The organism is Methylobacterium durans (assembly GCF_003173715.1).
GTDB lineage: Bacteria > Pseudomonadota > Alphaproteobacteria > Rhizobiales > Beijerinckiaceae > Methylobacterium > Methylobacterium durans.
In genome coordinates, this window is sequence record NZ_CP029550.1 from 4,859,992 (window position 1) to 4,873,624 (window position 13,633).

General features: G+C 65.2%; 11 protein-coding genes, 1 pseudogene and 1 other annotated feature. Of the genes and pseudogenes, 4 read left to right on the forward strand and 8 right to left on the reverse strand.

Going from position 1 to position 13,633, the window contains the following annotated elements; genetic code table 11:
- Window positions 1-224 precede the first annotated feature (224 nt).
- The 7 genes and pseudogenes from DK389_RS22275 to DK389_RS22310 all read right to left on the reverse strand — a co-directional run bounded on the left by DK389_RS22275 (window position 225) and on the right by DK389_RS22310 (window position 9,483).
- Complete coding sequence (locus DK389_RS22275) at window positions 225-650, reverse strand: DUF5681 domain-containing protein (RefSeq protein WP_162560781.1); 426 nt, start codon at window positions 648-650, stop codon at window positions 225-227.
- Window positions 647-1,969 carry a site-specific DNA-methyltransferase gene (locus DK389_RS22280; protein ID WP_335645492.1) on the reverse strand — a complete coding sequence of 441 codons (1,323 nt, stop codon included), beginning with the start codon at window positions 1,967-1,969 and terminating at the stop codon, window positions 647-649. Before DK389_RS22280 ends, DK389_RS22275 begins: the two co-directional genes overlap by 4 nt.
- Before the next feature lie 575 nt (window positions 1,970-2,544).
- A protein-coding gene (locus DK389_RS22285) for an IS3 family transposase (protein ID WP_109888298.1) occupies window positions 2,545-3,773 on the reverse strand; the annotation gives its coding sequence in 2 pieces (ribosomal slippage) (window positions 2,545-3,485 and window positions 3,485-3,773; 1,230 coding nt in all).
- Window positions 3,376-3,492: a sequence feature (AL1L pseudoknot), on the reverse strand. Its footprint overlaps the gene before it by 117 nt.
- A 50-nt stretch (window positions 3,774-3,823) precedes the next feature.
- Window positions 3,824-4,419 (reverse strand): annotated as a pseudogene (locus DK389_RS22290) (IS5 family transposase); the annotation flags it as partial.
- Window positions 4,420-4,674: 255 nt separating this feature from the next.
- Window positions 4,675-6,960, reverse strand: coding sequence for an FdhF/YdeP family oxidoreductase (locus tag DK389_RS22295; RefSeq protein WP_236960252.1), 2,286 nt, complete (start codon window positions 6,958-6,960; stop codon window positions 4,675-4,677).
- Between the two features lie 872 nt (window positions 6,961-7,832).
- The gene (locus DK389_RS22300; protein WP_236960254.1) at window positions 7,833-8,108 is read right to left on the reverse strand and encodes a hypothetical protein; all 276 of its coding nucleotides are present in this window, start codon (window positions 8,106-8,108) and stop codon (window positions 7,833-7,835) included.
- Window positions 8,109-8,619: 511 nt separating this feature from the next.
- Entirely contained in the window at window positions 8,620-9,483 is an 864-nt protein-coding gene (locus DK389_RS22310) for a transglutaminase family protein (protein WP_109892898.1), read from the reverse strand.
- Between the two features lie 163 nt (window positions 9,484-9,646).
- Here DK389_RS22310 and DK389_RS22315 point away from each other — a divergent pair, with 163 nt between their 5' ends.
- On the forward strand, window positions 9,647-10,057 hold the full coding sequence (locus tag DK389_RS22315) for a response regulator (RefSeq protein ID WP_236960256.1): 411 nt from the start codon (window positions 9,647-9,649) through the stop codon (window positions 10,055-10,057).
- Between the two features lie 370 nt (window positions 10,058-10,427).
- Here DK389_RS22315 and DK389_RS22320 read toward each other — a convergent pair whose 3' ends face one another.
- Window positions 10,428-11,681 carry an IS701 family transposase gene (locus DK389_RS22320; RefSeq protein WP_109892900.1) on the reverse strand — a complete coding sequence of 418 codons (1,254 nt, stop codon included), beginning with the start codon at window positions 11,679-11,681 and terminating at the stop codon, window positions 10,428-10,430.
- A gap of 286 nt (window positions 11,682-11,967) precedes the next feature.
- Here DK389_RS22320 and DK389_RS22325 point away from each other — a divergent pair, with 286 nt between their 5' ends.
- Genes DK389_RS22325 through DK389_RS22335 form a run of 3 tightly spaced genes read left to right on the forward strand, consistent with a single transcriptional unit; the run spans window position 11,968 to window position 13,631 of the window.
- A complete protein-coding gene (locus DK389_RS22325) occupies window positions 11,968-12,840 on the forward strand; it encodes an STAS domain-containing protein (RefSeq protein WP_109892902.1) in 873 nt (290 codons plus the stop codon).
- Window positions 12,841-12,844: 4 nt separating this feature from the next.
- Complete coding sequence (locus tag DK389_RS22330) at window positions 12,845-13,246, forward strand: STAS domain-containing protein (RefSeq protein ID WP_109892904.1); 402 nt, start codon at window positions 12,845-12,847, stop codon at window positions 13,244-13,246.
- The gene (locus DK389_RS22335; protein WP_418291966.1) at window positions 13,215-13,631 is read left to right on the forward strand and encodes an anti-sigma regulatory factor; all 417 of its coding nucleotides are present in this window, start codon (window positions 13,215-13,217) and stop codon (window positions 13,629-13,631) included. Before DK389_RS22330 ends, DK389_RS22335 begins: the two co-directional genes overlap by 32 nt.
- The last annotated feature ends 2 nt before the right edge of the window (window positions 13,632-13,633 follow it).

Genomic DNA, 13,633 nt, shown 5'->3' on the forward strand with positions numbered 1-13,633 from the left:
CCGGCATACACCCGTCAGCGTACTGCTAAGCTGAGATTGCCGGCCCCTGGATCGACTGGCAAGCCCGTTTGTCGCGGTGTGGCGCTTGCCGCGCGCCGAAGCTCGCAATCTCCCCGCGATTCCACAGGCCTGTTCGAGCTGCCTCCGGCCGAGACATGTAAATCACGATATTGGCGGCATCTTGATAATTTTCCGACAGTCCCAGATGAGAGGCGAGCCAGTCGTCAGGGCAACGGCTCGGAGCTGCCCTGCTCGATCGCCATGTTCTGCGCCATGCGGTCGAGCATCTCCCGCACGCGCGCACCATGATCCTCCTCCGTAATCTTCAGCTCAGGGCCCGTCTCCGGAAAGGCCTTCATCAGCGTCAACAGTGAGCGGATGGCGTGCCGGTCTCCGCGGAGCGCATCCCGCATCAGAGTCCGAAACAACAGCGCCTGTGCCGGCATGCGGCGGCGCTGGCCGTTCTCCGTCACCGCCACAGGCATGAACAGCGCTTCCGACAGCATTTGCGCCGTGCTCTTCTGCGCCTTCGGCCGGCCGCGCGGATTGCCGCTCTGACCTGGCTTGAAACGCGAGCCTTGCGGCGGCCGTCCAAAGCCCACCGTGTAGTCAGAGCTCTCGCTTGGGCCTGGGCGCCGGGATCGGCTCATGACCGGTCTCCTGCGCGGCTACGCAGATCTAGCTCAGCCTCATTCCGCTCTGCCCCGACCTCAGCATAGGTCCGGCCATCCGCTTCCAGCACCGCATCCCGGCCCGTGAAGGTCTGCCAGCGCCGGATCGCCACATCCACATAGGCCGGCTCGTACTCCAGGCCGTAGCCGCAGCGGCCCACCTTCTCAGCGGCCAGCAGCGTCGTGCCGGATCCGAGAAACGGATCAAGCACGCGCGCACCCCGACCGGTGCAGTCGCGGATCGCGTCCGCCACCAGGGCCACCGGCTTCGGCGTCGGGTGGTCGGCCCGGTCAGCCTCACCGCCAAACCCGCTGCTGCCAGGATAGCTCCAGACGTTGCTGCGGTTGCGCCCGAAGCGGCCGAGCTGAACGTTGTTCTGATGCGCCTCATCGCCCACTCGGAACACCGCCACGAGCTCGTGCTGCGAGCGATAGAATGAGCCCTGGCCGGCATTCGTCTTGGCCCAGGCGCAGAGGTTCAGCAGGGCGCCGTAGAGCTCTTCACCCACGCGGATGAGGGCCGCGACATGGCGCCAGTCCATGCAGACGTCGTGCACGGCGCCGGCACGCGAGACCCGCACGGCGTTGCCGAGGCTGTCGTGGAGAAAGCGGCTGAACGCCTCCTCGCTCATCTCGCCCGAGGCGAAGGCGAACTCCCGGTGCTGCACGCGCCCGCGGCCCTGCACGTGTCCGGCGATGGGCACGTTGTAGGGCGGATCGGTGAAGACCATGTCGGCCTGCACCCCGGCCATGAGGCGGTCGAGATCGTCGGCTGCGCGCGCATCACCGCACAGGAGGCGGTGCGCGCCCAGGCACCAGAGGTCGCCTCGCCGCGTCACCGCCGGCCCGGTCACCTCGGGCATGGCGTCTTCAGGGGCGGGCTCCTCCTCCTCGTGGTCAGCGAGGATGAGGTCGATCTCACCGGTCTCGAAGCCGGTCAGTGTCAGGTCCCAGTTGAGCGGCGGCAGGAGCTCGGCGAGTTCGCCCAGTTCGATGGCAAGCAGCGCGCGGTCCCAGCCGGCCTTCTCGGCCAGCTTGTTGTCGGCCAGGACATAGGCGCGCTTCTGGGCCTCGCTCAATCCACTGGCGAGGAGGGTTGGGACGCCGGTCAGCTTGAGGAGCTTGGCGGCAGCCAGGCGGCCGTGACCGGCCAACACCATGCCGGCCTCGTCCACCAGTACGGGGTTGAGGAAGCCGAACGCCTCGATGCTGTCGGCGATCTGCCGGATCTGGTGCTTGGAGTGGGTGCGCGCATTGCGCGGGTTGGCGCGCAGTGCTGAGGGCGAGCGTGATTCCACTCGCTCGAGTAGCGAGTCGGGTCGCGGTGTCATGACTTTCCTCGGGTTTGACAGCGCGCAAGGGGCTTGCCCTGGCGCAGGGCCACTCCAGACGCGCAGCAAGAGTGCCCGAGGCCTTCCACCCGAAATAGGCGACGCGATTAACTTGGCGCTGCGATTAATCCTGCGGTGATTTACGCGCGCGCCGTCCGGGCGCCTGCCATCGTGGCGCCTGCGCCTCCTGAGCCGCGCTTCGGTAAGCGCGCTCGAAGCCGCGGTTGGACACCTGAGGGAATCGATCCCGAAGAGCCGCCTTCGACGTCGGCCCATCGGGTGCGGCACGCATCAGCTTCGTGAGCTCTCGGCGGCAGTCCTTCTCCGCGGCAGCGGTTGCCTTGGCTTTAGCGGTGCCGGGCTTCATTGCGGGCCAGAGCGCGCGAACGTCCTCTGCCTTCAACCGAACGTCGCGGTAGGAGATGCCCTTTGCATGACGCGGGCGAACGTCTTCCACCGAGCCGAGGCGCTCCCAGGTCAGATCAAGCCACGCTTCCGCAGGGTGAACCGCACCGGGTTTCCCGGAGGCTGTTTGGTTTGGATCAGGCGGCCAAGGCTTGAACCTCGACCTCTGCATAGTAGCGCGCTTCCGCCTCGGCGGGAGGCACGTTGCCGATCGGTTCAAGCAGCCGACGGTGATTGAACCAATCGACCCACTCGAGCGTGGCGTACTCGACCGCCTCGAAGGATCGCCACGGCCCACGCCGATGGATCACTTCGGCCTTGAACAGGCCGATCACCGTCTCAGCGAGGGCGTTATCGTAGCTATCGCCAACACTGCCGACAGACGGTTCGATGCCGGCCTCGGCCAGGCGCTCGGTGTAGCGGATGCTCACATACTGCGATCCGCGATCTGAGTGACAGACGAGCCCGCTGCTGGCGAAGGGCCGACGTTGATGAAGGGCCTGCTCCAGGGCATCGAGCACGAAGTCTGCCCGGGCTGAGCGCGACACACGCCAGCCCACGATCCGGCGGGCGAAGACGTCGATCACGAAAGCCGCATAGACGAAGCCGCCCCAGGTGGCGATGTAGGTGAAATCCGCTACCCACAGCCTGTTCGGGCATTCGGCCTTGAACTGTCTGTTGACCCGGTCGAGCGGGCAGAAGGCAGCCGGATCGGGAATGGTCGTGCGAACTCTGCGTCCGCGGACGACGCCCTGCAGTCCTATCGCCCGCATCAGCCGCGCCACCGTGCAGCGCGCCACCGCGATCCCCTCGCGGGCGAGTTGCCGCCACACCTTGCGCACGCCGTAGACGCCGAAGTTCGCCGCGTGAACGCGCCGGATCTCGGCCATGAGCACGGCATCCCGCTTGGCTCGAGCCGGCAGTCTGCCGCGATCGGCCCGCCGCGCGGCATGAGCGTGGTACGTCGACGGGGCGATCGGCAGAACCCTGCAGATCGGCTCGACCCCGTAGGTGGCGCGATGATCGTCGATGAAGGCGATCATGACCGGGACCGGCGGTCGAGCTCCGCCTGAGCAAAATACGCCGACGCCTTCCTCAGGATCTCGTTGGCTTGCCGAAGCTCGCGGTTCTCCTGCTCCAGCGCCTTGATCCTCTCGCGCTCGTCCGTGGTCGGCCCGGCTCGTACGCCGCCGTCGCGTTCGGCCTGTCTGACCCAGTTCCGCAGCGTCTCACCCGAGCAGCCGATCTTGGCCGCGATCGATTGGATCGCCGCCCACTGTGAACCGTGCTCGCTCTCATGCTCCCGAACCAGCCGGACTGCCCGCTCGCGAACCTCAGGGGAGAAGGGTGGAGTATGCTTCGTCATGGCTCCAGTCTCTCAAGAGTTGGAGCCTCCGAAAATCCCGGAGCGGTTCACCGCTGCGGCGGGATCGCAGGCCGGGCGCCCATGCCCCAGATGTGCGCGCGGAAGCGATGGCTGGTGTAGCCGCGGTCGCCCACCACCCACTTGGGCACGCCCGGCAGCTGCTCGAGCAGCGGGATGGCCTGAGGCAGTTCATGTGCTTGCCCAGGCGCGATCCGGAACGCGATGGCGCGACCAGCGCCGTCAGCGATCACGCAAGCCTTGGTGCCATAGCCGCCACGAGAGCGGCCAAGCGCCTCACGATGGTCTCGCTCAGCTTGAGATCCCCCCTTCGCGCAGCCCCCGCCGCCTTCTGGTGAGCGCGCACGCTGGTGCCGTCGAGGAACACCATGCCGAGCTGCACCCCGCGCTCTTGGACGAGGCTGAGGAGCCGCTCCCACACACCGGCACGCGCCCACCGGATGAAGACCTGGGCGGCACGCCACCAGGGTCCGAGTTCAGCTGGCACGGCGCGCCACTTGGCTCCGTTCTGATGGCGCCAGAGGATGGCCGAGACGGTGCGGCGCAGATCCTGAGGCGGCGTCTTGCCCTTCGGTCGGCAGGCTTCCACCAGCGGCTCCAACTCGGCCCATTGTGCGTCCGACAGCATCGCTCCTCCTCGCTCAGGAGAGGCGAAACGCTCACCGCATCAGACAGTTCAAGCGATCACAGGCCGTAAACGCATTGCACAATGCCGGAGCTGCCATGTTGCCCGAGCCACCTACTAGCTACCTCAGCCCGTCGCCTGCTCGGTGTTGCAGTGACCGCTTCGGATAAGCAGTCTGAGTCGTCTGAACGGCAGGAACGAATGCCTCTCTACCGTCCGCATAGTTGACGTGGAACGGCCGAGATCAAGCCAATCACGTCATGGCTTCTGAATGCGAACCGGAACTGACTTCGCTGCCGGTACCTTGCTGCGCCCCGCATGATGCCAGAGTGGGATTAGCGGGTTGCATTCCGGATAGTAGCCGCCGACGCAACCGGCAGGGATGTCGTAGGCGAGTACCCGGAAGCCATCGACGCGGCGCTTCACACCGTCGCTTGCAGCACCAACTAAGTTGACGGTCTGCGCATCGCGAAGGCCGAGGCGAGCAACGTCGGCTTTGTTCATGAAGAGCACCATGCGGGTACCCTTCACACCCCGGAAGCGATCGTCATAGCCGTAGATCGTGGTGTTGAACTGATCGTTCGAACGCATGGTGATCAGCCGTAGCACGTCGGGATCAGCCTGCTCGGTGTCGGGATCGGCCGACATGCCACCCGGCGTGATGAAGTTCGCCTTGCCGGTCTCGGTCTTCCAGTCGCACTGAGCGGCTGGGATCGGGCGCCGAAAGCCGCCCGGCTTCCAAAGCCGGGCGTTGAAGTCCTTGAACTCACTTGGATAGGTCGCCTCGATGGCGTCACGAACGGTCGCGTAGTCGCGGCCCCAGCGATCCCAGTTGATGTGCGGGTTGGGTGCAAGAGTCGCCTGGGCGATGCCTGCTACGATCCTGGGCTCGGAGAGAAGGTGCGGGCTCGCGGGCTCGGCGTAGCCTTTGGAGCCATGGATGCAGGCGGTCGAGTCCTCCATTGCCACCGCTTGCCGCCCGCCCATCTGCGTATCGATCTCAATCCGGCCGAGGCAGGGCAGGATGTAGGCGATCTGGCCGTGGATGAGGTGATTGCGGTTGAGCTTCGTCGAGATCTGCACGGTCAGGCGCAGCTTGCGCCACGCTGCCTCCAACAGCCCAGTCTCAGGCACGGCACGGATGAAGTTGCCGCCGAGCGCCACGAAGGCGCGAACCGAACCATCCAGGATGCCTTCACAGGCCTCGACCGTGTTCAGGCCCGTCTCCTGCGGTGGCTCAAACCCATAAAGAGCCTTGAGTTTACCGCTCGGCACCAGCTCAGGCTTCTCGGTGATGCCGACGGTACGCTGGCCTTGGACGTTGGAATGGCCCCGCACGGGGCAGATCCCGGCGCCGGGACGTCCGATGTTGCCGCGCAGGAGCAGCAGGTTGACGAGCATCTGCACAGTCTCAACACCTTTGCGATGTTGAGTCAGGCCCATGCCATAGATGCCCATTGCCGCCTTGGCCCGAGCGTAGGTGCGGGCGGCCTGCTCCAAGTCTGCGCGAAGGAGGCCGGAATGCCGCTCGATTTCCTCCCAGGTTTTGCTGCGGACCGAAGCCACAAAGGCCTCGAAGCCATGGGCGTGCTCGGCAATGAAGGCGGTGTCGATCAAGCGCGGGGTGCCATGCGCGTGCGCCGTATCGTCAGCCTCGATCAAGGCCTTGCAGAGCCCGTAGATCGCTGCGAGGTCACCACCTGCCTTGACCTGAAGATACTGCGACGAGATCCGCGTCTCGGAGCGCGTCAGCATCTCAACCGGTGATTGCGGATTTGTGAAGCGTTCGAGGCCGCGTTCCCTCAGCGGATTGAAGGTTATGATCGGCACGCCCCGCTTACTCGCTTCCTGAAGCGGGTGCAGCATCCGTGGCGCATTCGAGCCTGGGTTTTGACCGAAGAAGAGGATGCAGTCGGTGTGCTCGAAATCCTCGAGCAGAACGGTACCGACCGGTGAGCCAATGCTCTCGGGCAGCGCCACCGAGGTCGATTCATGGCACATGTTGGAACTGTCGGGCAGGTTGTTGTTGCCGTAGAGGCGTGCCAGCAGCCCGTACATGTAGGAGGCTTCGAGCGAGGCGCGTCCAGAGGCGTAGAACACCGTGGACTTCGGTTCGAGCGCCTTCAACTCGGCTCCAATCTCTTGGAAGGCCTCGTCCCAGGAAACGGGAGCATATTTGTCGGTCGCGGCGTCCCAGCGCATCGGCTCCGTCAAGCGGCCGAGCTCTTCCAGGTCGTAGTCACGCCAGCGCTCCAGCTCGGTGACGGTATGCTTTGCAAAGAAGTCGGCGGTGATGCGTCGACGAGTGACCTCCCAAGCCGTGGCCTTGGCGCCGTTCTCGCAATACTCGAACACGGAAGGCTTGTGGGGCTTGGCCCAAGCGCAGCTCACGCACATGAAGCCATCCGGCTTGTTTTGATGCATCAGCAGCGTCCCGCCGCTGAGGGGAACCTGCTCACGCAGCAGGATCTCAGCCAGGGATTTGGCCGACCCCCAGCCACCAGCGGGGCCGTTGTAGGGCTTGATCGTAACGGGATCGGCCATGCCATCCTCCATTCAAGTTTAGTGTCCGAGCCGAGAGCGAGGCCGCGTCAGGGCTTCAGGCGCAAAGGGAGGGCAGCCGCGATGGCTCGCCTCGCGGCTCCCCGTGTCTCAAAGATTGATGCTGCGCACGGCCGGTTGTGGAGGAGCCGAATTGCTGGTCGGGACGCTGGCGGCGTACGAGGATGCCGGCACGCTTAATACGCCGTTCCTCAAGCCAGTGATTTCCTTGCGTAAGGCCGCTTGCCTCTGATCCGCATAACTCTGCGGTGCGTTGGCGCCGTTCCAAACGAGCAATCCGGCGGACGCGACGAGCATCCAACTAATGTTCGTGGCGAGGACATGTGCAGCCGAGTGGCCGCCCTTACCGTGAGGGGCGCCCTGGCCGGGAGGCTCTTGTGACACTGAGTACCTCCCGTCCGTTTCTGCAGACCCTGCAACGTCAACAAGGACCAATTCCGATAGGTCCGACCCTGTGGCGCTATGGCATCGCATCTTTGGCCTTGATCGTCAGCGGGATTGGAGATCGCTTCTTGCGGACCTCCGAGGTTGGCGTGACCCATACCTGGAACCTGGGCGTCTGCGAGGTCCGCTTCGGAGTTGCCCGTCGAATCGGCTGGATGACCGAGATGGGCGTAATGCCGAACGGCTGACTTTGGCCGATTGTGTTGAAAAACTCCGCGGCGCGGTCGAAGTCCTCTATAGCTAGTATTTGTCGCCCGATACGACCCCAGGTGTTGTAGGTTGATGTCCTCGAAAGAGGGGCAAACGGAGTTTTTCAACACAATCCGCCGCAAGCTGCCTGTCCTCTTTTCGCTTCTGAAACGCGGAAGCGGACGTTCGTTACGGCCTGGGCGAACGCCTCAAGTAGAGACTCACTGCTTGGCTTTGCGGCTGGCCTTTTCGCGCAGGCTCGTGAAGCTTTTGCCGCCTGGCCGGCTGACCACAGCTGTGACCATCTTGCAGGCGAGCGAGACTGTCTTCACAGACCAACCCTCTGCTTGCTGGAAGGACTTCTTCCGCACGCGCTCACAGACAGGTGCCGGCGCGGCAGCGGTGACCGCTGTAGCCACCTTCGGAGCCTGAGCAGGACGTGCAGCGACCGCTCCCGGCATGGCAAGGAGCGCGAGAAGCAGAACAAGGCGGAGCATGGCTGAGACCTCAGGATAGGCCCACTAAGACAACGCTCCAACCTTGACCATTGTTCAGGGTGGCGAGTCGCTTCCTTCACAATTTTCCGGCGTGTGCGCTCAGCCGAGCAGAGCATGTTCCACCCGGTAAGCGGGCAAAGCCTGTAGGCGATACAGCTGGCCCGACATCCCACGTTTCGGCCAAGCGGTTCGGCGACGTGCCCAGTTTGCGCCGGGCAGGCGAACTCCGTTCAAGGCAGACCGCAGTCAGCTTATGCGGCTGAGAATATAGCAGTCCTCAATGGCCCACCGCGGCTCCGGCCGGATACCTGTGTCAGCATGTGGGATACGGCGAAACCCATCGCTGTTGCGCAAGTAGACTTCGTAGTCGGTGATCCGTCTCCCGTACGCATGGCCGCCACGTCCGGCGTGCCGGCCTCTGGATCGCCGGAGCGTTGTGACGTCGATCCCCATGCCAGACCCGGCTCAGCCGGACCGCTGCCTGAGGCGACGGATTCTGGCTGCATCAAGCCTACCCGCCGACGCTGATCTCCACGGACATGTCCAGAAAGGCGTCCGCCGGCCCGGTGAAGCTTCCGACCAGCGGCATGGCCTGTCGGATGTCGCGTGCGACCGCGACCGGTATCAGGTTCGCGCCGCCGACGCTGCGGTTCGTCGGATCGAAGGTGATCCACCCGGCACCCGGCAGGAAGGTCTCCGCCCAGGCATGCGTGGCTCCCGCATCGGCGGAGCCGAGCAGCGTTCGCGACGGGTCGTGGAGGTAGCCGGACACGACCCGGGCTCCGAAGCCGAGGCTGCGCACCGCCTCGACGAAGAGCGTCGCCAGGTCCCGGCACGACCCCATCCCTAGGGACAGGGTCTCGCTCGGCGACTGCGTGCCCTCGTCTTCCCGACCTTGGTAGGCGATGGTGCCACCGGCCCCGGCGTTCAGATCCTTGAGGAGCGACAGGGTGTCGGTTGGGCAGGACGCCACGAACCCCTGCGCCCAGGCCCGCAGGCTCGGCTCCCCCTCCGGATATTGCGGGATCGTCAGGGCGCCGAGGTCCGTCCACTCGTCATCGGTGTACTGGAACGGGAACGCGATGGCGCCGGCGGCGATGGCGAAGACGGGAAAAGCCTCGGCCGAGAGTTCGACCCGAGATACGCTCTCCACGACGAGGCGATCGGTCGAGACCCCGAACGTGGCCGTCGCCACGGCGTTGCCGGCAACGTCGTAGGCCCAGGTGACGGTGGCGTCAGGCGACAGAGTAACGGTATTCGACAGCAGGCGCAGGTCGCGGCTCTCCCGCGGCCGCATCACCAGCCGGTGCGGTCCGAGATTGACGGGCTGGCGATAGCGGTACGTCGTCTGGTGGCGGATACGCAGGTCGACCAAAGATCTGTCCCTTCGGTCCGGTCCGGCTGTGCAGGGCACGCAGGCTGTCCCGAGGCAGCCTAGCATGGATCCGGCCACGTACTGGGCCTGAAAATCGGACGATCTGCCCAGATCACGGTTCCATCGGGAGGCAACCTTCCGCTCCCGAGCGGGCTTTAGCTGTGTGACCCATGATTCCAAGGGCGATGCGCCCCACGCCCTCGTCGTCGACGACGACGCCCTGATCCTGATGGAGGCGACCAGTATCCTTGAGGATGCAGGGTTCCAGGTGCTGGAGGCGATTAACGTCGTTCAGGCTCTGCGAATATTGGATCAGCATCACAACGCGGTTCAACTGCTCTTCACTGACGTGCACATGCCGGGGAGCGCTGACGGCTTCGACTTGGCAAGGCAGACAAGCGAGCGCTGGCCACACATCGCGGTCGTGGTCGCCTCGGGCCGGGCCGCCCCTGAGCCCGGCGACCTGCCGGAGGGCGCGACGTTCATCGGCAAACCGTTCAGCGCCGAGATCGTCCGGCATCATGTCCGCAAAACACTGCCGGACGAGAGGCACCCGAAACGGTTAAGAACGTAGTCTTTCGAACCTGGCGTTTCGTACCTGATGCGAGAGTCTTTTGCGACCGGAAGCAGTTCTTGGAGACGCCCGCCCGCGGGTTATCTGATCGCCTGAAGTTGGCTGTCAGCCGCTGGTCCGTTCCGGAGCAGGTCGGACGGGAAAGCAGAGGCGCTGCTCCACAAGCAACCGCGTCGACTTGGATAGTCCCTGTCGATCCAGGAAGCCGCCTTCTCATATGCTGGCGCTGTCCTGTCGCCGCCGCTGCCGCCGCTTTGAGAAAAACTTCGATAACTAGCATTACAGTTGCAGTTTCGTTCTGAGGTGCGCCTGTCGGGCGGCAGCTTGGTGGGCGCGCCGCCAGGCTGACCAAGCGAGCACGAGCGCGGGCTCAATGCGCCGCTGCGCCAGCCGCATCGCCACGCGCCGGATCTCCTGAATGGACCACGGCACCGGCGAGCTTGGCGATGAGCGGCGTTTTTGGGGGCGTTCCGTTGGCCAACCGGCGCACCCGCGCCAACATCGCAAAAGCCAGCATCACCAAGCTGACGTGCCGGTGCCAGCCGTGCCACGAACGGCTCTCGTTGTGGGCCAGCCCGAGCTCCGTCTTGGCGGTCTCGAACGCGTCCTCGATGGCCCAGCGTCGCCCCTCCACGGCCACCAGCGTCTGCACCGGCGTGCCGGCCGGGCACCAAGTGGTGAAGTAGGAGAAGCTCCCGTCCGACAGGCTGCGCCGCACGAGCAGGCCGCGCGTCCACACGCTCTGATCAAGAGCGGCGTCGAGCGCATCCGCCGGCAGCGTGGCCAGCGGCAGGTAGGCCCAGTCGAACAGGCGCGGTCCCTTCGTGCCAGATCCGGCCGAGAGCCGGATCCAGTCTGTCTCGGAGAGATCCTTGGCGATCTCCTCGGCGGTGCCCGCAACGTCGAGGTTTTGGTCCCAGGACCAGAACCGATGCTGACCCGTGACACCGAGCACGTAGCCCTTGTACGCACGGCGCAGCGCCAGCTCGATCTCGCCAACCCCGTAGATGCTGTCAGCCGCAACCCACGCAAACGGCACCTCTGCCTTTATCGCCCGCTCGATCATGGCCAGCGCCAGCTGCGGCTTGGTGGCAAAGGTGATGGCCTCCGGCACATGCGCCGTCCGCCTTCGAGCCGGGTCTCCGGCCCAGGCTTTGGGCAGGTACAGCTGACGATCGATGAAGGCGTGGCCCTGATCCGAGACGTAGGCGGCAAACACCCCGATCTGGCAGTTGGTGATCTTGCCAGCTGAGCCTGTGTACTGCCGGCCCACACCGCACGAGGCTCTGCCCTGCTTCAAGAAGCCGGTCTCGTCGATCACCACCACCGCGTCAGGTGAGCCGAGCGTCTCGAGGACGTAGTCACGCACCACGTCCCGCAGCGCCTCCGCGTCCCAGTGCGTGCGACCGAGGACAGCCTGCTGGCGCCAGGGGCCTGGATCACCAGCAGCTTCAGCCCGCATCCAGCCGGTCTTGCGCCGCTCACCCCCAAGCAAGCCCTCCAGGAAGGCGTTGGCGGAGGCGGCGACGCTCGGGGCGGCAAACAGCGGGCGGATGCGCTGCTTGGCCTGCCGCAGTGTCGTCGACCAGAGCTCCAGCGTGGATTCGAGCGAGGTTGAGGACATCGCGCTCTCCCATCCGAAACCACTCAGATAGGAGCCTCACCCTGCAACTGTAATGCTAGTCAGGCCTCACCTTTGTATAAGTTATCTTGGTCTGGGGCCCGCGCCCAGGGAGCGTGAGGAGTCCGCGGCGGCAATGCAGCGATCCCTGTTGCCGAAATTAACGAGACAAGAGTTAGAGCCGAAGGCGGCAAATAATTTGCCGCGGTCAGCTCCTTTGTAGCGGTGCCGCCTATCGAGAGGCTCAGTATCGGGATAGAGACTGCATCATAACGATGGGAAAAACCTGATGCGAATGGACGGCGCCGAGGTCCTGAAAAGGACGCTCACGGAAGACGAGGCCGCCATCCTCGAAGCCTGGTACATATCTCTCCGCGAAGGGACCTCCCTGCAGAGCGGTCGGATCCGGGAGGCCGAGCTCCAGACCCAGGCCAAGGCCGTGTTCGGCCAGCTTCGGGACGGACTTTCGTCCGATGGGGTCGACGCGGACGCGGAAAGCTATACCCCGCTGCGCGAGAACCTCGCCGATATCTCGCGCTCGCGGGCGATCCAGGGGTTCACGCCGACCGACACCGCCAACTTTGTCTTCTCGCTCAAAGAGCCGATTTTCGAGGCGCTACGGCGCAATTCGGCCGCAGACGCGTCGGCCCTGGCCGCAGGCGTATGGGCGGCGGGGAAGGTGCTCGACAGGCTCGGACTGCTCACGATGGAGGTGTTCCTGGCCAGCCGCGAGGAGGTCATCGGGCGCCAGGGGCAGGAGATCGCCGAACTCTCCACGCCGGTGGTTCGACTATGGGACGGCATCCTGGCGCTGCCGCTCATCGGCACCCTCGACAGTGCCCGCACCGGCGTCGTGATGGAGAACCTGCTGCAGGCCATCGTCGACGAAGAGGCCGAGATCGCCATCATCGACATCACCGGCGTACCGACCGTCGACACCCTGGTGGCGCAGCACCTGCTCAAGACCGTGGCGGCCGCCCGCCTGATGGGCGCCGACTGCATCGTCTCCGGCATCCGGCCGCAGATCGCGCAGACCATGGTCCATCTCGGCGTCGAGTTGAACGTCATCTCGAAGGCGACGCTGGCCGACGCCTTCGCGCTTGCCCTCAGGCGAACCGGCCGCAAGGTTGTGCGCCAGCAGGCGGCTGAGGAGCGCCGCTGAGGCCATGGACCGCATCCCGATCCTCAAGCTCGGCGGCACGCTGATCGTCACCATCCAGGTCGACATGCACGACCGCCTCGCGCTGGCCCTGGAGGAGGACCTGACGGCGATGATCGCGCGCACCGGCGCGCGCGGCGTGCTCATCGAGATCTCGGCGCTGGAAATCGTCGATTCCTTCATCGGGCGCATGTTGGTGAGCATCGCGGCCGTTTCGCGCGTCCTCGACGCGGAAACGGTCCTGGCCGGCATGCGGCCGGCGGTCGCCATCACGTTGGTCGAGCTCGGCTTGGAGCTCACCGGCATCAGGACGGCCCTCAACGTCGAGCGCGGCATGGCCTTGCTGAAGGCGGGCTTGGCCGGGGACGGCGCTGGGTATGGGAGCGACCGTGACGGTCTCAAAGACTGAGACCATCTCCGTCCGGTCCGGTGACGACGTCGTCCGCGTGAGGCAGCGCGTGCGTGCGCTCGCCATCGACATCGGCCTCGGGCTAGTCGATCAGACGAAGATCGTCACCGCCGCGAGCGAGCTCGCGCGCAACACCCTCGATTACGGCGGGGGCGGCGAGGTCCGTGCGGAGAGCGTCCAGGCCGGGACGCGCAAGGGCCTGCGCCTGACCTTCGAGGACCAGGGCCCCGGCATCGCCGATATCGAGCAGGCGATGACTGACCACTACACCTCCGGCAAGGGCCTCGGCCTCGGCCTGGGCGGGGCCAAGCGCCTCTCGAACGAGTTTCATATCGAATCGACGCCCGGCGTCGGCACGCGCGTCATGATCGCCCGGTGGAAATGAAC